The organism is Methylomagnum ishizawai (assembly GCF_900155475.1).
In the GTDB taxonomy this organism is placed as follows: domain Bacteria; phylum Pseudomonadota; class Gammaproteobacteria; order Methylococcales; family Methylococcaceae; genus Methylomagnum; species Methylomagnum ishizawai_A.
Window position 1 is genome coordinate 328749 of record NZ_FXAM01000002.1, and the last position, 21103, is coordinate 349851.

Sequence of the window (21103 nt, forward strand, 5' to 3'; positions counted from 1 at the left end):
CCTCCCTTCCAAAAAATTCCCCTAAACGAGGCTTTTGCCACGATGACCCAAGCGCTCCCATACACCGAATCCACCGCCGCCCGCCTCCGCGAGGCGGTTTTCACCCTGGTGTCCGAAGGCCGACTCGGGGCCGCTGAAGCCAAGCAACTCCTGGTCCGGGCCGAACCGCCCGCGACCACGGCCACCGCGCCCATCGCGGTGATCGGCATGGCGGGCCGCTTCGGTGCCTGCGACGACCTGGACGCTTATTGGGCGATGATCGCCGCCGGGGAGGATTGCATCCGCCCGATTCCGGCGCGGCGCTGGCCGGACGGGGGACGGGAGGCGGTCGGGGGTTTCCTGGAGCGGCCCGAATTATTCGATCCGCTGTTCTTCAAGATCGCGCCCAGCGAGGCGGGCTTGATGGACCCGCAACAACGCTTGTTCCTGGAAACCGCTTGGTTCGCCTTGGAGGATGCCGCCCTCGGCGAGCGCGATTTGGCGGGGAGTGCCTGCGGGGTGTTCGTGGGGGCGGGCGCGGGCGATTATGGGCGGCGCTTGGAAGCGGCGGGCGTGGGCGATGCGCCCCTGGCCTTGATGGGCAATGTGGCTTCGATCCTGGCGGCGCGGATCGCTTATCTCCTGGACCTGAAAGGTCCGGCCCTGGCGGTGGATACGGCGTGTTCTTCCTCGCTGGTGGCGGTGCATTTGGCCTGCGAGGCGCTGCGCCGCGACGAGTGCGATACGGCCATCGCGGGCGGGGTTTGCGTCATCAATTCCGGGCGCTTCATCGGGGCGATGTCCCAGGCCGGGATGATTTCCCGCAGCGGGCGTTGCCATGCTTTCGATCACCGCGCCGACGGCTTCGTCTGCGGCGAGGGCGCGGGCGCGGTGGTCCTCAAGCGCTTGGACCGGGCCTTGGCCGATGGCGACTCTATCCACGGCGTCATCGTCGGCGATGGCATGAACCAGGATGGCCGCACCAATGGCATCACCGCGCCCAGCGCCCCGGCCCAGGAAGCCCTGGAACGCACGGTGCAGCGGCGCTTCGGCATCGATCCCGCCGCCATCGGTTATATCGAAACCCATGGTACCGGCACGCCCTTGGGCGACCCCATCGAGGTCGAAGCCTTGGCCCGCGCTTTCGAGGCCCGGCCCCGGCATCTGCCGCGTATTCCCTTGGGCGCGGTCAAGGCCAATATCGGCCACAATCTGACGGCGGCGGGTATCGCGGGCCTGCTCAAGGTGCTGCTGATGTTGCGGGCCGGGCGGATTCCGCCCAGCGCCGGTTTCCAGGCCCCCAATCCGCGGTTGGGCTTGGCGGAGACCCCGTTCCGTATCGCCACCCAGGCCGAACCCTGGACCCCCGGCCCCGATGGACGCCTCCACGCCACGGTGAGTTCTTTCGGGTTTTCGGGGACGAATGCCCATGTGGTGGTGGCGGCGGCCCCGGAATCCGCCGGGCGTCCGCCGGTGCGGGGGACTTTCCCGGTGTTGCTCTCGGCCCGCGATGCGGAAGCCCTGGCGCAGCGGGCGGGCGATTTGGCCGGATGTTTGCGGCGCGATTCCGGCTTGCGGCTGGACGATCTGGCCTGGACCTTGGCGGTGGGCAAAATCCATCAGGCGCAGCGGGCGGCTTTCCTGGCCGGGGACCGGGAACAGGCTTTGGCGGCCTTGGACCGGATCGCCTCGGGCGTAAATCCCGCCGCCGATGGATTGCCGCCGCAGGTCCAGGCTTGGCTGGCGGGTGGCAATCCCGACCTCCGCGCCGAGTTCGCCGACCCCAAACCGCGCCGGGTCGCGTTGCCTCCGACCCGCTTGCAGCGGGTGGCTTGCGAACCGCCGGGCGGCGGGGTGGCCCCGGCGGTATCCGGGAGTCCGTCATCTGACGCCCTGGCACGGGTCCAACGGGATACGGAAGCATTCCGCGCCCATCCCGATGCCAGCCTGCTCGACGAGGGTGAATCCTTCGCCCTGGTCGAAGCCTGGGGCCGCCAAGCCGCGTGCGCCGCCCTGGCCGGGGCGGGCTTGTTCTCCGGTTCGCGCCGGGTGTTGACCCGCGCCGCTCTGGGCCGGGATTTCGGGGTGATCGCCGAGCGCCGGGGCTTGTTCGATGCCGTGTTGCGGATCGCGGAGCGCGAAGGCTGGCTGGTCATCGAAGGCGACTTGCTGCGCCTGTCCACGCCCGCGCCATTCCCCGATGCCGCCGGATTGGCCCAAGGCCAGGCCGATTTACGCCGCCAATATCCTGCGGTCGCGCCGTTCCTGGACCTGCTGCAACGCAGCACCGCCGCCTTGCCGGATGTGTTGCGGGGCCGGGTGGAAGGCACGGCGGTACTGTTCCCGGAAGGTCGGCTCGACTTGGTCGGGGCGATTTATCAGGGCAACCGGCTGGCGGATTATTTCAACGAATTGATGGCCCGCGCGGTCGCGGCCCTGGTCCGCCAATACCTGGACGACATGCCCGGCCCCGTGCGTCTCCTGGAAATCGGCGCGGGCACCGGCGGGGCCACCACCGCGATTCTTGACGCGCTCCGGCCCTACGCCGCCCAGGTCCATTACACCTATACCGATGTGTCGCTGGGTTTCCTCAAACATGGCCGGGAGGCGTTCGGCGCGGCGGTGGACCCGGCGCTGTTCGATGCTACCCGATCCGGCGAAGCACAAGGCTTCGCCACCGGGGAATTCCATATCCTGCTGGCGGCGAACGTGTTGCACGCGGTTCCCGACCTAGGCGAAACCCTGGGCTATCTCTGGCGTTTGTTGGCCCCGGCGGGGGTGTTGGCCTTGAACGAAGTCACCGCCGTGCAGGATTTCGCCACCCTGACCTTCGGCCTGACCGAAGGCTGGTGGGCATTCCGTGATGGGCCGCACCGTTTGCCCGGTGCGCCCTTGGCCGATCCGGCCCGCTGGCGGACTTTGCTGGCCGGGGCGGGTTTCCCGGAGATGCTGGCCTTGGGCTTGCCGGAACAGGAACCTTTGCTGCAAGCCATCCTGTTGGCCCGCCGCGACCAAGGTACGGCCACGCCTTGCCCGGTCGGAACCCGCGTTACCCTGCCCGTCCCGCGCCCGGAAGCTGTCGCCGCCTCGGTGGCGTCCCCGCCGCCCTTGGAAGCGGCGGTACGCGAGGAAGCCGCCCAAACCCTGGGCATGAATGCCGCCGCCATCGATCCCGTGGGCCGGTTCATGGATTACGGGGTGGATTCGATCCTGGGACTGGACCTCATCAACCGTTTGAACCGCCGCTATGGCCTGAGTCTCAGCCCGACCGTGGTATTCGAGCAACCCACGGTGCGCGATTTGGCGCGGCATTTGGCCCAGGATCATGGCGTGGTGGTCGCGCCCGTCCAGGCACCGGAACCGCAACCGGAGGCCGCAGCCGCCAGTCCGGCGCGACCGGCTTTCGAGCCGCCGAAGCCAAGACCGGCACAGGACCGGCCCACCGGCCCCGTCCAGGACGAACCCATCGCCGTGATCGGCATGGCCGGGCGTTTCGCCGATAGCGGGCATCTGGAGGAATTCCACGCCATGCTGGCCGAAGGCCGCAGCGGCATCGTCCCGGCACGGGAGCGCCTGGGCATCGATCCCGACCAGCCGCCCGAACATCTCAAGACCGCCGCGCCCTATCTGCGCTGGGGTGGCTTGTTGCGGCATATCGACCGTTTCGACCCGATGTTCTTCCGCATGTCGGGCCGGGAAGCCGAATTGACCGACCCGCAGCACCGGATTTTCCTCACCGAGGTCTGGCGGGCCTTGGAAGACGCCGGTTATGCCGGGGCGGGCCTGGAAGGCGCGGATTGCGGGATTTTCGTCGGTTGCCATGGCGGCGATTACACCCATCTGATGGCGGAAAAGGGCGTGGTGCCGGACGCCTTCGCCTTCACCGGCAACGCGGCCTCGATCCTCGCGGCCCGCATCGCCTATCTGCTCGACCTCAAGGGACCGGCGGTGGCGGTGGATACCGCGTGTTCGTCCTCGCTGGTGGCGGTGCATCTGGCTTGCCAAGCCCTGCGGGCCGGGGAATGCGACCTGGCCCTCGCGGGCGGGGTGTTCATCAATACCACGGTGGGTTTCAACACCGCCGCCGCCAGCGCCGGGATGCTCTCGCCCAGGGGGCGTTGCGCGGCCTTCGATGCCGAGGCCGATGGCTTCGTGCCGGGCGAGGGGGCCGGGGCGGTGTTGCTGAAACCGCTGTCCAGGGCGCTGGCCGATGGCGATAGCATCATCGCCATCATCGCCGGTTCGGCCACCAACCAGGATGGCAAAACCAATGGCATCACCGCGCCCAATGCCGCCTCCCAAGCCGCGCTGATCCAAAAAGCCCAGCGCCGGGCCGGTATCCAGCCCGGCGAAGTCCAGTACGTGGAAACCCATGGCACCGGCACCCGCTTGGGCGACCCCATCGAAATCGAGGGGCTGGCCCGTGGTTTCGCGGGGAGCGGGCTGGCGGCGGGTGCTTGCCTGCTCGGCTCGGTGAAAAGCAATGTCGGCCATGCCGCCCACGCGGCGGGCATCGCCGGGTTGGTCAAGCTGTTGCTGTCGTTCCGCCATGATGAGCTTTATCCCTCCCTGCATTTCCAGACGCCGAATCCGGCGCTGAACCTGGAACGCACGCCATTCGCTGTCAATACCCGGCTCCGCCCTTGGCCGCGTCCGCAGGAGGGGCGGCGGGTGGCGGGTATCAGTTCTTTCGGGTTCTCCGGGACCAATTGCCATATCGTGCTGGCCGACCCGCCCCGATCCGCGCCGGTTCGGGACACCGCGCCGCCCGGTGCTTTGGTCGCGCTCTCGGCGCGTTCGCCCAGGGCGCTGGCCGAACTCCGCCATAGGCTCGCCCACTGGCTGGACCGCCACGCCCCGGCCCGCTTGGTCGATATCGCCTATACCTTGGGCCAGGGCCGGGCGCATTGGGAATATCGCTGGGCGGCTTGCGTTGCCGATAACGCCGGTTTACGTGCCGCGTTGGATCAGGAGAGTCCCAGCCCCGCGCCGGACCTGCCGGAACCCTGGGCGACCCAGTGGCAAGCGGCGGCCCAGGTTTATCTCGACGGCGGCTGGCCGGATTTCGCGGCTTTGCATCCGGGGGGACGCCGGATTCCCTTGCCGACCTATCCCTTCGAGGAACGCTCTTGTTGGTTGAACCCGCCGGACACGGCCCCCGTCATCTCTGCGCCGCCCGCGCCCGCGACGCCCGAATTACCCAGCCTGCTCGCGCCAGTTTGGGATATCCGCCCGGCCCCGCTGCCGGAGAGCCTGCCGTCCCGGTTGGGGCTGGCGGGCGATCCGGGGCGTACCGGGCCGTTCGCTGCGGCTTTGCGCGGTTTGGGGGTCGATGCGGTGGTTTTGGCCGATCCCGGTGCCACACCGCCCGACGGCCTCGCAGCGTTATGCCTGTTCGCGCCGACGGGGGCGGATAGCGCCGCCACCTTGGGACCGTTGTTCGCGGCGTTGCGGGCACGGCTGGCCCAGCCGACGCCAGCATTGCCCCTCCTCTATATCCACGATGGCTCGCCCTTGGCGGCGGCGGGCACCGCGGCGGCCCCTTCGCTGCGCTTCATTTCGGGGAATATCCACTTGCGCGGCTTGGCTTTGCCCACTGGCCTCCCCGCCTTGGACGCGGCCCGCCACCTGTTGGCGGAACTCGCCGCCACCGACCTGGAAGCCGCTATCGATCTCGACGGCCAACGCCGGGTCCGCCGCCTGCGCCGGATCGAACTCCCGCCGGTGGCCGCGCCGGAATCCGGCGGGGTTTGGCTGGTGACAGGCGGTTTGGGCGGATTGGGTCCGGCGGTGGCCCGGCATCTGGGCCTGGGCCGGGGTGCCCGCATCGGCTTGTTGGGGCGTTCGGCGCTGGACGGCGAACGTGCGGCCCGGCTCGCGGCCCTGCGGGCGGAGGGGGTCCAAGTCCATTATGTGGCGGCGGACGTGGCCGATGCCGCCGCCTTGGGCCGCGCCATCGCCGAGATCGATGGGGTGCTGGGTCCGGTCAGCGCGGTGATCCATGCGGCGGGCGTGCCCAGCGAACGCGGCCTCGCCGAGAGCCGCTGGGAGGATATGGCCCGGACCTTCTCCGGCAAGCTGGAAGGTGCCTTGGCCTTGGACCGGGCCTTGGCGCAGCGGCCTTTGCGGGCCTTCGTGCTGTTTTCTTCACTGGCCGCCGAACTGGGTGATTTCGGCCAGTGCGATTATGCCGTGGCCAATGCCTTCCTGGGCCGGTTCGCGGCATGGCGCAATGCCGAAGTGGCGGCGGGCCGCCGACTAGGCCGGACCGTGGCCCTGGCTTGGCCGCTCTGGGAAGGCGGCCATACCGCCTTGGGCGGAGTGGGTGGTGAATTGATGAGCAAGGCACTGGGCGTCCGTCCCCTGGCCCGCGCCGCCGGGATGGCGGTCCTCGACCTTGCGCTGGCGGCGGATGGGCCTTCGGAAATCGTGGTGATGACCGGCAACGAACGTGAAATCGCCCGCCTGACCGGCGCGGCCCCCACCCCCGGTGCGGACACGGTGGAATGTTCCACCGCCATACCGCCGACACCCCGGCCCGGCCCGGAACCCCAATCGGACACTGCGGCGGGAACCGCCGACCTGGCCCCGCTCCGGGCCGAACTGGCGGCGCTGATAGGCCGTTTGCTCAAGCTCGATCCCGCCGAACTGCGGCCTGCCGCCGGTTTCGGGGATTTCGGTTTCGATTCCATCGCGCTTAAGGAATTCGCCGACCTGCTGGCGAAACACTACGGCATCGAGTTTTCGCCCGCCGTGTTCTTCGCCCATGGCAGTATCGAGACCCTGGCGGTGTATTTGCGCGATACCTATCCCGGCATCCTGCGGCCCCAATCCGCCCCCATGGAACCGGCCCCGGCCACCCCGCCGCCACCGCCGATGCAATCCACCGCCCCGATCCCCGAACCGGCCCGGCCCCGCGCCGCCGATTCCACGGCCATCGCCATCATCGGCATGGCCGGGCGCTTCCCTGGAGCCGCGGAACTGGATGATTTCTGGCGGCTGATCGAGACGGGCACGCTTGCGGTGGGGCCGATGCCCGCAGCGCGGCGGCGGCTCCTGGGCCTGGACGATGCGGCGCAAGCCATGGGCGGTTTCATCGGGGACATCGAATATTTCGATCCCGCGTTCTTCCGCATGTCGCGGCGGGAAGCGGTCCATATGGACCCGCAGCACCGCTTGGCTCTCGCCGCCACCTGGGAAGCTTTGGAAAACGCCGGGATCGTACCCGCGAGTTTGGCGGGGCGGTCGGTTGGTATCTTCCTGGGCCAGCAGATCAGCGGCTATGCCGCCCTGCTCCGCGACGCCGCCCCGGAAGCCATGGCCCAAGCGGCGCTAGGCAATGTCAATGCCCTGATGCCGAACCGGATTTCCTATCACCTGGATTGGCATGGACCCAGCGAATCGGTGGATACCGCCTGTTCCTCGGCCTTGGTTGCCGTACACCGCGCCGTGCGGGCCTTGCGCGGCGGGGAATGCGAATTGGCGGTGGCCGGGGGCACCAGTTTACTGCTCGATCTCAAGGATTTGGACTCCACCCAGAGCCTCGGGGTACTGTCGCCGGACGGGCGTTGCCATACCTTCGACGCCCGCGCCAACGGCTATGTGAAAGGCGAAGGCGTGGGCTTGGTGGTCCTCAAACCCCTGGACCGGGCCTTGGCCGATGGCGATCCCATCCATGCCGTGATCCGGGGTTCGGCGGTCAACCACGGCGGGCGGGCACAATCCCTGACCGCGCCCAACCCCAAGGCCCAGCGCGATTTGATCCGCGCCGCCCTGGCCGATGCCGCCGCCGCGCCCGCCACGGTCGGTTATATCGAAGCCCATGGCACCGGCACCGAATTAGGCGATCCGGTCGAAATCGAGGCTTTGAAGGAAGTGTTCGCCGAGGTGGCGGCGGATAGCGTCGCCCTGGGCGCGGTCAAGGCCAATATCGGCCATCTGGAACCGGCCTCGGGTATTGCGGGTTTGTTCAAGGTGGTGCTGGCCCTGGGTCGGGGCGTCTTGCCGCCGGTGGCCGGTCTGGACACGGTGAATCCTTATATCGATTTGGAGGGTGCCGCCCTCTACCTGCCGCGCACTGCCGTGCCTTGGCCGGTTCCGGTCGAAGGCGGGTTGCGGCGGGCCGGGGTCAGCGCGTTCGGGTTCGGCGGGGCCAATGCCCATGTGGTTTTGGAAGAAGCGCCCGCCAGCCCTGCGGCATCCGAAGTGGACGGTCCCGCCCTGCTGTTGCTCTCGGCCCCGGAAACCGCCCTGCTCGCACTCTATGCGCGGAGTCTGGCCGCAGTTTTGGAAAGGGAAAATGCGCCGGCCCTGTGCGACGTGGCCCATACCTTAATGTGTGGCCGCAGCGCCCAGCCTGCCCGCGCCGCCCTATCGGCATCGGACCGGGCGGACGCGATACAGGCGCTCCGTGCCCTGGCCGAACATATCGAGACCGGCGCGGCCCCGCCCGCCACCGTCCAACTGGGCGAAACCGGCGGGCAAGGCGCTCCGGTTTCCTTGGGCGAAGCGCCGGAAGACCAGGAGTTCTTCGCCCGCTTGGCCGCATCCGGCAATTTAGGACGGCTGGCCCGGTTCTGGGTAGCCGGGGTGGATATCGATTGGCCCGCCTTGGCCGCCCACCTGCCCGCCGGACGCCGGGTCCATTTGCCGGGGATGCCGTTGCGGCGGCAACGCTGCTGGTTGGATGCGCCCGTTCGCGTCCGCCCGTTGGAACCCGCCAGCCATTGGGATCAACCCGTCCCCATGCCCCCGGCGGAACCCGTGGTCCACCGCGAAATTCCCGTGGCCCAGGCCGCGCCGCCCAAGCCGGAACCGTCCGCGCCGGTGCCGACCTTGCAAGCCGTCCAATCCGCACCCGTCCCGGCGGTGGATATGGCCCTGGTCGCTGGCCGCATCCGCGCCATGATCGCCGCCGCGCTGTACGTGTCCGCCGATGATCTGGACGATCAAGCCCGGTTCATGGATTTGGGGCTGGATTCGATCCTGGCGGTGGAAGTCACCCGTGCCCTCAATGACGCTTTCGGCCTCCAAATCGCGGCGACCCGGCTGTATGACTATCCCACCGTGGCCGATTTAGCCGCTTATGTCTCGGACAGCCTGGGACCGGTGGGCGGAAGCGTCGCCAACCCCGGCGTGGCGGCACCGATCCAAGCCGCGCCCATGGTATCCGCGCCACTCCCACCGCCCGCTCCGAAGCTCGACCCCGGCCCTATCCTCGCCACGGTGCGGCGGATACTCGCCGCCGCCTTGTACATCGCCCCGGAAGACCTGGACGACCAAGCTGGTTTCGCCGATCTGGGCTTGGATTCGATCTTGGCGGTGGAAGTGGCGGATAAGCTCAACGCCGAACTGGGCACCGATTTACAGGCAACCCGGCTCTACGACCATCCCACGGTCGCGGCTTTGGCGGCTTATCTCGCCGGGCGCGGTCGCCCGCACACGTCCGCCGCCGTCGCGGTGGATGATGCGGTTTTGGCTTTCTTGCGTGGGGAAGTGGCGGCGGCGGCGGGCCTCGAACCCGGCGGAATCGACCCCGGGACACCGCTGGACCGCCTGTCCATCGGGCCGGAATCCGCCGCCCGCATCCTGGACGCCATCGCCCGGCGTTTCGGCTGCCGCCTGGATGTCGCCGAGGTCGGCACCTGCCGCGATTTGGCGGCGGTCGCGGCCTTGGTGCGGAACCGGGGTGGCGTGGCGGTCGCGGACACCACGCCGGTTCCCGTGGCGAGCACGCCCGGCCCGCTATCGCCAGCCCCGGTCGCCGCCCTTCATGAACCGCCGCTGCTGGCAAGCTTGCGGGCGGAACTGGCCGCTTTGCTCTTGGTTCCCGAGGACAGTATCGAAACCGGCGTGCCCCTGGCCGATCTGGGCTTGGATTTGATCGCCGCCGAGGAATTGGCCGAGCGTTTCCGTCCGCTGTTGGGCCGGGCTTTGACCGCCCGTGGCTTGCTGGCGGCACCGGGTTTGGCCGCTTTGGCGGCGGATGCGGCACCGGAACCCGTCGCACCACCGCCGCCGATAACGCCCATCGCCGCCGCGCCCCGCTCCGAGCCTATTTCCAGGGTCGGCGTGGAACCGGCCCCGGTCGAGGTCGCCGTGGTCGGCATCGCCTGCCGCTATCCCCAAGCCCCCGACAAGGACGCCTTCTGGCGCTTGCTGCGCGAAGGCCGGAGCGGTATCACCAGGGTGCCGCCGGAACGCTGGAACCCGGAAGACCACTGCTCCGGCCTGTCCCGTCCCGAACAGCGCGAGGCGGTGCGCTGGGGTGGGTTCGTTGCCGAGGTGGACCGCTTCGATCCTTTGTTCTTCAACCTGTCGCCCCGCGAAGCCGAATTGATGGACCCGCAGCAACGCCTGTTCCTGGAGGAGGCTTGGCACGCCTTCGAGGATGCCGGGCTGTCCGACCGGGATTTGAAAGGGGCGCGTTGCGGCATCTTCATCGGCGCGGGCCAGGGCGATTACAGCCGCCACCTGCCCATGGACGACCCGGCCCAGGTCACGGGGCAATTACTGCTGGGGAATACCGCCAGCATCCTAACGGCGCGCATCGCTTACCTGTTGGATTTGCGGGGACCGGCCATCGCCCTGGATACCGCCTGCTCCTCGGCCTTGGTCGCCACCGAACTGGGGTTCCGCGCCATCCGCGAGGGCCAGTGCGATTTGGCCTTGGTCGGCGGCGTGAACCTGATGACCACTCCGCAAATGCATGTGATGACCGCTGCTTCCGGGATGTTGGCCCCCGACGGCCAATGCCGGACCTTCGACGACGCCGCGACGGGCTTCGTGCCGGGCGAGGGCGTCGGCTTGTTGGTCCTGCGGCGGCTCGATCAAGCCTTGGCGGCAGGCGACCGTGTTTATGCGGTGATCCGCGCCGCCGGCACCAACCAAGATGGCAAGACCAGCGGTATCACCGCCCCTAGTTCCACCTCCCAGGAAGCCCTGGAATCGGAGGTTTGGCGGCGGTTCGGTATCGATCCTGCCGATCTGGGCTATATCGAGGCCCATGGCACCGGCACCCGCTTGGGCGATCCCATCGAAATCGACGCCCTGACCCGCGCTTTCGCCGCCCATACCCGGCGGCGGCAGGACTGTCCGATTGGTTCGGTCAAGACCAATATCGGCCATACCCTGGCCTCGGCGGGCGCGGCGGGCCTCATCAAAACCGCGTTGGCGCTCCATCATGGGCTGATTCCGCCTTCGCTGAATTTCGCCACGCCCAACCGCCATATCGATTTCGCGCAAACGCCGTTCTTCGTGCCCACCCAAGCCTTGCCTTGGCGGGAACGGCGCTTGGCCGCGGTCAGTTCGTTCGGATTCAGCGGTACCAATGCCCATATCGTGCTGGCCGCCGCCCCGCCCGCCGCGCCCCCCACCCGCGCCGCCCTCCGGCCCTTGTTGTTCGCGCTGACCGCACGGGACCATGCGGGGTTGGTCCGGCAGGCCGGACGCTTGGCGGAATTCCTCCATACCGAAGGCCGGGGCTGGGCTCCCTTGGATGTGGCCCATACCCTGGCGTTGCGCCGTAGCCATCTGGAACAGCGCTTGGCGATCAACGCCCAGGACGTCCTGGATTTGGCTGAAGCGCTAACGGCTTGGCTGGCGGGCCGTCCCGATCCCCGCGTGTTCGAGGGCAAACGCCGCCGCGATCCGGTTGCGCCGCCGCCCGGTTTGGCGGCGCGGGCCATACACGCAACGGAAGCCCTGGCCGATTTGGCCCGGCTGTGGTGCGAGGGCAGCGATATCGATTGGACGACATTGGTCGGTGCTGGCCGCTTGGTGGATTTGCCGGGAACGGTGTTCGCGGGGATGCGCTGCTGGGTCGGGGCCGATCCTGGCCCCGCGCCCACGCTAGTCCGGGCCGAACCGCCCGCGTCGCCCACCGTATCGCACGCCGTGGGGGACGCCACGTTGAGCCTGGACGCCACCCAGCCGGTGATGGCGAACCACCGGGTCCAGGGTCGGGCCATCCTGCCCGGTATGGCGAGCTTGACTTGGTTCCACGCCGAGGCCAGCCGCTTGGGTTATCACGGTCCCCTGACCGGGCTGGTTTGGCGGACGCCGGTGGCCGCACCCGCGGAACTACATCTTGTGGCCGAAATCACGGCGGAAGGCTTGAATCTGGAACTCCGGGACGGTGGGCAACAGGTCGCCGTCCGCGCCTTGGCCCGGCGGGTCGGCAAGCCCCAACCCTTGCCGGTCGATGTGGCCTTGCTACGGGCGGAATGCCGTACCCCGGTGGAACCCGCCGCGATCTATCGCCGTTTGGAAGCCGGGGGCGTGGTGCATGGCCCCGGTTTCCGCTTGTTGGAAAGTGTCCAGGTCGGTGCCGGGCAGGTACTTGCCCGCCTCCGGCCCGCCAATCCCGCCGCCGCCGCGCCCCTCGTGACGGAAGTTTCCCCCGCCCTGCTGGATTCGGCCTTGCAAGCCCTCGGGGCCTTGGAGCAAGCCGGTTCCGAGGGACCGGCCTTGTTGCCTGCGGGCTTGCGCCGTTGTGCGGTGTATGCGCCCTTGGCCGGGCCGGTCTTGGCCTGGCTGACCGTGGACCCCACCGCCAGCGGCGTGGGTCGCTTGGTGGCCGATGTGCGCCTGTTGGACGAGCAAGGCGAAGTCCTGGCCGAGCTATTGGGCTTCGAAGCCAGGGCACCCCAGCCCCTGCCGCCGCCGGGGACTGGCCTGGATGAACCCTCCGTGCCACCCGCCCCGGTTGTGCCGGAGTCCAGCGGGGCCAACTTGTTGGTGTTGCGCCCACAGTGGCAGACAGCGGCCCCACCCGAAGGCGCGGCCTTGCACGATCCGTTAATTCTGCATAGCGGCCCGGAAGCGGAATGGGCCTTGCGGCTGGCCGAAACCCAAGGCGGCGACGCCCTGCGCATCGATGCCCTTGGCCCCGACGCCCTGGCGGAACGCATCGCGGCCTTGCCGTCCAGCCGCCCCTTGATCTTCGCCGCTTGGCGGCAGCCCGACGCCCCATTCTTGACCCCGGCCACCCTGGCCGAGGCGGAACGGCGCGGGGTACATAAGCTGCGCGGGGTGTTCCAAGGCTTGGCCCACCGCGCCGAACCGGGCCGTTTACTGCTGGCGACCCGTGGCGTCCAGGCCGTGGGGCCGGACGACCGCATCGATCCAGCGTTCGCGGCCTTGACCGGCTTCGCCCGCGCCGCCGCCCGCGAGTTGCCGGGCTTGGTGTTGGATTGCGTGGACCTCGCGCCCGGCCAGCCCGCCGCCGCCGCAGAGCGCCTGGAACACGCCTGGCTGTTGCGTGAACCGGGCGCGGGGGTGTGGGCCTATCGCCAAGGCTTGCGGCTGCGCCAGCGCATGGCCCGCCTATTGCCCGACTTGGCCCCGCCGTCCGCGCCGGTCTTGGCGCAGGGCACGGTCTGCGTGCTGTTGGGCGGGGCGGGTGGCTTGGGCCGGGCCACTTCGCTGTGGCTGGCCGGACAATGCGGGGCGCGTATCGCCTGGATCGGACGCCGCCCCCAGGATGCCGCGCTCGCGGCCGCCCTGGCCGAAGTGGCGCGGGCGGGTGGGGAAGCGCTCTATCTACAAGCCGACAGCGCCGACCCCGACGCACTGCGGCGGGCGGTGGCGGCGGTGCGTGGGCGGTGGGGCCATATCGGTTTGGCTTGGCATGGAGCCATCGTGCTGCGCGACCGTTCGGTGCGCGAACTCGGTGCGGCGGACCTCGACGCCGCCCTCGCCCCCAAATCCCACGGTCTGTTGAACCTGATCGAAGCCCTGGCGGACGATCCCCCGGAACGGCTGTGCCTGTGTTCCTCGGCCAATGCGTTCACGGTCAATCCGGGGCAAGCCAATTACGCCGCCGCTTGCACCTTCGTCGATGCCTTGGCCCTGGCGCAAATCCGCGAGCGCGGCTGGCGGGTGCAGGTGCTGAACTGGGGGATTTGGGGCGAAACCGGCATCGTTGCCGAGGAGCGCTATCTGCAACGCGCCCGGCAAGCGGGCGTCGAGCCCTTGGCGACCGCCGAAGCCTTGGAGATTTTCGGGTGGTCGTTGCGGAGCGCCGTGCCGCAAGCCCTCCCGATGAAAATGACGGCCCAGGCGCTGGCTGATATCGAGGCCGATTTGGCCGAAACCGTCCGCTTCGGCGGCGCGGCGGCGGCATTGGATGTGGATGCCGCCCGCGTGGCCTTGCGCGGGGCTTTCGAGGACAGTGCCACCGCCGACCTCGGCCCCCAAGCTGCGGCGATGACGGCGCTGATCCAACATGGCCGGGAGCGCTTGTTCCGGGTCTATGCCCGCCTGGGCCTGGACCGGCAGCCCCCGGCGCGGTGGGATACGTGGGCGGCGGCTTTGGGCATCGTGCCTAGCCGGTGGGGTTTGTTCCGCGCCCATCTGGATATTTTGGCCCGCTGTGGTTGGGTACGGCTCGGCCCGGATGAGTGGGTCGAAACCACCGGACGCTTGCCCAGCGACCCGCCGCAGGGCGAACCACCCACAGGTGCCGCGGCCCGGCTGTTGGAGGCCGCGCTGGCAGGCACCCTCGACGTGCTGACCGGACGCCGCCCGGCGACCGAGGTTTTATTCCCCGGCGGGCGCAACGATTTGGTCGAAGCGGTCTACCGCGACGATCCCGCCGCCGAGGTGTTCAATCTGGCCTTGGGCCGGACCCTTGCCGCCTTGAGCGGGGGCCGTCCGCTGCGGGTCGTCGAGATCGGCGCGGGAACGGGCGGGGCCACCGGCGCGGTGCTGGCGGCGCTGGACCGTTACGCGCCCGGTTCCAGCTATGTCTATACCGATGTGTCCCCGCATTTCGTGGCGGCGGGCGCGGCACGGCACGGCCAGCGCCCCCAGACCGAATTCCGGGTGCTGGACATCGGACGCCATCCCGCCGCGCAAGGCTTCGTGCCGGGGAGTTTCGATGTGTTCATCGCCGCCAATGTGCTGCACGCCCTGCCGGAGCTTGCGGACACCCTGGGCCATGCCAAGGCTTTGCTCAAACCGGGGGGCGCGGGCTTGTTGTTGGAAGCGACGGCGCGTAGCGATTTCGCCACCTTCGTCTTCGGCCTGACCGATGGCTGGTGGGCTTGCGCCGATCCCGAATGCCGCATCCCGCATAGTCCGTTGTTGTCGGTGGACGGTTGGCGTTGGGCGGCGGCGGGCCGGGGTTTCCGTTTGGAAGGCGTGGGCCAATTGGCGGGCAGCGATGGACAAAGCGTCCTGCTGATGACTTCCGACGGCTGGATCCCGGAGCCTTCCGCCGCCAGCCGTCCCGCGTTGTCCGCCGCACCATCAGTTCGGACCCCGGCGACCGATTCCGCCGCCTCGACCCTGGACACCGTCCGGCGCTTGGTCTGCCAAATCCTGCGGATGGACCCACAGGACATGGACCCGGACGAGCCTTTGGAACGCTATGGCGTGGATTCCTTGGTGGTCAACGATATCCATGCCCGCTTGGAAACCGAATTGGGGAAATTTTCCCGCAATCTGGTATTCGAGGCCGTGACCCTGCGGGCCTTGGCGGAACGCTTGGATGCCGGCGTGATCGCCCGCCGTCCGGCCCCCGAGGAAGCCGCGCCGCCACCCGCAGAATCCGCAGTGCCGCCCCGGCCCGATACCGGCGGCGGCCCGGCGGGGGCCATCGCCATCGTCGGCATCGCCGGACGCTTCCCCGGTGCCGGAACTATCGAGACCTTCTGGGACAACCTGGAATGGGGCCACAGCGCCATCGGTCCCTTGCCCGATTCGCGCCGCGCCCTGTGGCCGTCGGAACAGGTTTATCCGGGTGGCTATCTGGACGATGTGGCGGGTTTCGACGCCCTGTTCTTCAACATCTCGCCCCACGAAGCCGCCGCCATGGACCCGCAGGAACGCTTGTTCCTGGAAACCGCTTGGGCCAGCTTGGAACACGCCGGGCGTTTACCCAGCGCCTGGGAAGGCCGGGTCGGCGTGTTCGTCGGGGTGATGGGTCGGGATTACCTGCGGCTTTGTGCCGAAAACCAGGGCTTGGGCGATGCCCCGGCGTGGTCGGTGGCGAACCGGGTATCCCATGCCTTGAACCTCACCGGCCCTAGCCTCGCCACCGACACCGCCTGTTCCAGCGCCTTGACCGCCTTGCATCTGGCCTGCGAAAGCCTGCGCCGGGGCGAATGCGAAGCCGCCTTGGCGGGCGCGGTGCATTTGATTTTGCATCCGGCGTCGCGGGAAGGTTTACGTGCCCTGGGCATGTTGTCGGACAGCGGCCAGCCCCGGCCCTTCTCGGAAGACGCCGATGGTTTGGTGGGTGGCGAAGGCGTGTGCTGTATGGTGCTGCGGCGTCTGGAGGACGCCCTTGCCAGCGGCGACCGCATCTTGGGGACGATCCGGGCCACGGGGCTGGCCGCTAATGGCCGGACCCGCAACTACATGGCCCCCAGCGCCGAAAGCCAGGCCGAAGGTCTGCGCCGCTTCGTCGCGCATCCGGGGTGGGCCGCGCCGGACTATGTCGAATGCCAAGCCATGGGTTCGCCGACCGGCGATGCCATCGAGGTGGCGGGTTTGGCGCTGGCTTTGCCCGCCACGGCGCGTCCCGTGCGTCTGGGTAGCGTCGAAGGTGCCATCGGCCATCTGGAAGCGGCCTCCGGCGCGGCCCAGATCGCCAAGGTGTTGGGCATGTTCCAACGCGGACACAGCCTGCCGACCTTGGGCGTGGGGGGCTTGCACCCCGAAGTGGCGGCGGCGGTCCAGGATCGTTTCGAGATCGTCCGCGCCCAGGGAACCGCGCCGCGCCGGGCCATGGTGCAATCCTTCGGGGCTGGGGGCGGCAGCGCCTTCGCCCTGCTGGAAGCGCCGCCGCCCGCGCCCGCGCCGGTCGCGGCCACCGGCTTGGAGGCCGTGCCGCTGTCGGCCCGCACCCCTGCCGTCCTGCGCCAAATGGCCCGTAACCTGCTGGATCACCTCCGGCGCGACCCCGCCGCCGACCTCTCCGCTATCGCCCGGACCTTGCAAACGGGCCGGGCGGCGTTTTCCCACCGCTTGGCGCTGTGGGCGGCGGATGTCCATGGGCTGACGGCGGCACTGACCGACTTCCTGGCCGGACGCGCCGGGGCTTGGCAGGCCGGTGAAAAGCGGGGCGCGGGCGGCGGCAATGGCAAGGGGCCGGATTCGTCCGACCCCGAGGCGCTGGCCGGCTATTGGAGCCAGGGCCACGCCGTGGATTGGGACGTGCTGTGGCGGGGACGTTCCATCCCGGTACCAGCCATCCTGCCTAGTTATCCCTTCGCCCACCGGCATTGCTGGGTCGAGCTGCGGACACAGGCTCCCCGGTGGGCCGTGGCGGAAACGCGGCCCGCGCTACAGTTCCTGGAAACCGCCGATCCGGTCCCGGTCCTGCCGCCACAACGGAAACTGGTGGTGATCGAGGGTCCGGGCGAACCCGAGGATTTACGCATCCATGCCGAGCCGCTGGCCCCACCGGCAGCGGACGAGGTGTTGATCGAAGTCCACGCCGCTGGGCTCAATTTCGCCGATTTGCTCTGTACGCGGGGTTTGCATCCCAACCTGAAAAGCTATCCCTATCTGCCCGGTTTCGAGGTGGCGGGGGTGGTGGCGGCTGTCGGGGCCGGGGTGCGGGGTTTGCAGCCGGGCCAGCGGGTGATGGCCCTGGCCGGTGGCCGGGGTGGATTGGCCAGCCATGTTGCCGTACCCGAACACTGGGCGGTGCGCATCCCGGCGGCGCTGGACCCGAACCTTGCCGCCGCCACTCCGGTGGGCTATCTGACCATGGCCCATGCCCTGGAACGGGCCGGGCTGCGTCCTGGCGAAACTATCCTGATCCAATCCGCCGCTGGGGGCACCGGGCCGTTCGCGGTGCAACTGGCTTTGGCGCGGGGGGCCACCGTCATCGCCACAGCGGGCAGCGCCGCCAAGCTGGAAGCCCTGCGTCAACTCGGGGTACACCACGCCATCAATTATCTGGAGGAGGATTTCGCCGCTGCGGTTCGCCAATTCACCGGGGGCCGGGGCGTCGATGTGGTGTTGAACACCCTGGGCGGCGAGGCCATTCAGAAGGGCATCGATCTACTGGCGGCGGGTGGGCGCTATTGCGAAATCGCCCTGGCCGGGCTGCGCGGGGCGGGTCCGCTGGACCTTTCGCGGCTGACCGAAAACCAGAGCCTCATCACGATCAACCTGGGCCGGGTGCTGGCCGAACCGGAAGCTTCCCGCCACGCCCTGGCGGAAATGGCGGCGGATTTGGTGGCGGGCCGGGTCCGGCCCTTGATCGCGCAGGTGCTCGGCATGGACCAAGTGGCCGGGGCGCTGCGCCTGATGGACCGCCGGGAAAACATCGGCAAGGTGATCCTGAAGCCGGATGCCGCCCTCACCGCGACCGCCTCCGGGCCGGTGGCGGTGGCCGCCGGGGTGGATTGGCTGGGCGAACTCCGCGCCATCGCCGCGCCGATCCTGGGCCTGGACGGCGCGGAGATCGAGGACGACCGGTCCCTCGAAGACTATGGGCTGAACTCGGTCAGTGCCACGGCTTTGATGCGCGAAGTCTATCGGCGCTTCGGCCTCGCGGTGCCGGTGGCCCTGGTCTACGAGGCCCGGTCCCTGGCGGAATTGGCCGGGCGTTTGGCATCCGGCGCTGCCTCCGCGCCCCTCAGTGGCATTGGCCAAATCCTGGGACGGCCTGGGGACCGGCCCTACGATCCCCTCGTGCCGGTGCGGGCCGGGAGCGGCCCGGCCTCGTTCTGGGTGCATGGCGCGCCCGGCGATGCCAGTTGGGTCGCCCGTTTGGCGGAAGCCTTGGGCGGCGACGCGCCGGTGTATGGCATCGAAGCGCGGGGCGTGGGCGGCGGGGAAGCGCCGCCGGGCCGGGTCGAGGACATGGCCCGCGACTACGTGGCGGCGGTGCGGCGGGTCCAGCCCGAGGGGCCGTACCGGCTGGGCGGCTATTCCGGCGGCGGCGTGATCGCCTATGAAATGGCCCGGCAATTACAGGCCGAAGGACAACGGGTCGAAAAGCTGGTGTTGCTCGATGCCTATGCGCCGGGCAATCCGGCCTTGCGCGGCATGGAAGCGGCTTATGGCGCGGGCTTCATCTATCAATTGGCGGTGAATTGGTTCGGGCGGCGCTGGGGCATGGACCGGCCTTTAACGGCGGAAGCCCTGGCCGATGCCGACCCGGCCCGGTGCCTGGAAATCGCGCTCGACCATCTCTACCGCCATGCCCGCCCCGAAGTCGAGCGTCCCCGCTTGGCCGCCTATCTGCAAAGCATGGAGCGGGTGGGACAGGCCATCGGGCGGGCATTGGAAGCCTATGTTCCCGCGCCGCTGGACACCGCCATCGACGCCTTGTTGATCCGTTGCGCGGCGCGGATGGGCGGGGCCGACAATCCCTACAAGCTGCCGCCGTTCCTGGTCGCAGCCGACTACACCGAAGGTTGGGCCGGGTTGTTGGGCAAGGAACCGCGCCCGGAAACCGTCGGCTGCGACCATTTCGGCCTGTTGGACGATCCTTGGTTGGGGCAGGCGGTGGCCGCGATCCAAGGCTTCCTGGCCGGGAGCGGCGATCCGGCGCGGATGTGCCCGCTGCGCGAGCGGGTGCGGGCGGTGGTGGAAGCCGAAGTGGGCCGGGTCTTGATGATCGAGTTGCCGGAAGGCATCCCGCCCCATACCCGGCTGGCCGAATTGGGGGCGCATTCGGTGGATAGGGCCGAGGTCGCCGCCGCCGCCATGGAACGGCTGAACGTGGCGGTACCCTTGTCGGCGCTGGCCGGGGTGGGGGATATCGATGGCTTGATCGAGGTTTTGGCGCGGGGCGTGGAGGCCGGTTAGGGAGATTTTTGGGAGCGATGGCCATCCACGGCCATCCGCACCCCCGTAGCCGGGCGGCGGATGCCGTGGGACCAAGCCGGTTTGACCGGACCCGGTTCGGCCAGCGTCCAGCGGAAAGCCGCCACCAGGGTCGCCAATACTACCCGCAATTCCATAAAGGCCAGGGCCGCGCCAGGGCAACGGCGCTCGCCGCCGCCGAAGGGAATCAGTTCGGTGGGTGAGTAATCCCGTGCCAAGAACCGTTCGGGCCGGAAACATCCAGGATCGGCGTAGAGCGCCGGGTCGTGCGATACCAGGTCGATGCAGGCCATCACCACATCGCCTTCCGGCACGCGGCGTTCCCCCAAATCCAGCGTCCGGTTCAAGCGGCGGGCCACGCCCGGCGCGACCGGGTGCATCCGCAGCGCTTCCCAGCACACGGCGTCCAGGTAGGGCGTCCGCTCCAACAGGCCGATATCCAGGGTCTCGGCATAATCCCGCAATTCATCGCGCAGGGCCAACAGCACGCCCGGTTCGCGGTGGGTCCAATAAACACACCAAGCCAAGGCCACGGCGGTGCTATCGTGGCCCGCGAACAATAGGGTCAGGAGGTTGTCGCGGATTTGGGCATCGCTCAAGACCGGCTGACCCGCCTCGTCGCGCAGGCCCACCCAATACGCCAGGACATTGGCCTCGGCGCTTTCCCCAGCGGCGCGGGATGCGGCCATCCGCGCCTCGATCAAGGCGTAGCATCTGGCCCGCGCCCGGACGAAACGGCCCCAAGGACTCCACTCGCCCCAATCGCGGCGCAAGCCCTTCACGAATACCGCCATGAAGCCGATGGTGCCTTGTAGGCCATGGATAGCGGCGCTGAATTCGCGCTGCTCCAGGGCATCGATCATGCCGAACACTGTCCGCAAGATCACATCCAAGGTGATGCTCCGCCCCAGGTCCAGCATGTCGAACACGGTGCCCGGTGCCCGTTCCCCGCCCAGCCGCAAGGCCGCGTCACGCATCAAACCGGCGGCTTGGGCCGGCTGCCGCAAGACCGGCGCCATCAAGGCCCGCCGCAATCGGGCATGGGCTTCCCCGTCCAGCGACAACAGCGATTGCTCGCCATAGAACATCCCCGCCGAGGCGTCCACCGAGCGGTAAAGCCCCGGCCCACCCTTGAATATCCGCCCGATATGCAGCGGGCAGCCGGTCACCGCCATCCGCCCGCCCAGGGGGAACGGCACCGAAAACGGCTGGCCGTGGCGGGCGAGGAGCTTTTGGTAATAGGCCAGCGGTTGGCGGAAATAGCCATACAGCGAGGGCAGTAGGTGCTTGGGACCGGGCGGGGCGGTGGGGGTGGACATGGTGGGCTCGC

General features: G+C 69.0%; 2 protein-coding genes. One reads left to right on the forward strand and one right to left on the reverse strand.

All coding sequences use genetic code 11. The features are described from left to right. Positions 1-42: 42 nt before the first annotated feature. A complete protein-coding gene (locus B9N93_RS25040; RefSeq protein ID WP_125469164.1) occupies positions 43-19755 on the forward strand; it encodes an SDR family NAD(P)-dependent oxidoreductase in 19713 nt (6570 codons plus the stop codon). Here B9N93_RS25040 and B9N93_RS22005 read toward each other — a convergent pair. Further along, on the reverse strand, positions 19752-21092 hold the full coding sequence (locus B9N93_RS22005; RefSeq protein WP_085216529.1) for a cytochrome P450: 1341 nt from the start codon (positions 21090-21092) through the stop codon (positions 19752-19754). The two genes, B9N93_RS25040 and B9N93_RS22005, sit on opposite strands and share 4 nt — an antisense overlap. Between the last annotated feature and the right edge of the window lie 11 nt (positions 21093-21103).

What these genes read in the sequence shown, in the direction of transcription:
- B9N93_RS25040 (WP_125469164.1), top strand. Translation starts at nt 43, where the DNA reads ATGACCCAAGCGCTCCCATACACCGAATCCACCGCCGCCCGCCTCCGC.
- B9N93_RS22005 (WP_085216529.1), bottom strand. Translation starts at nt 21,092, where the DNA reads ATGTCCACCCCCACCGCCCCGCCCGGTCCCAAGCACCTACTGCCCTCG.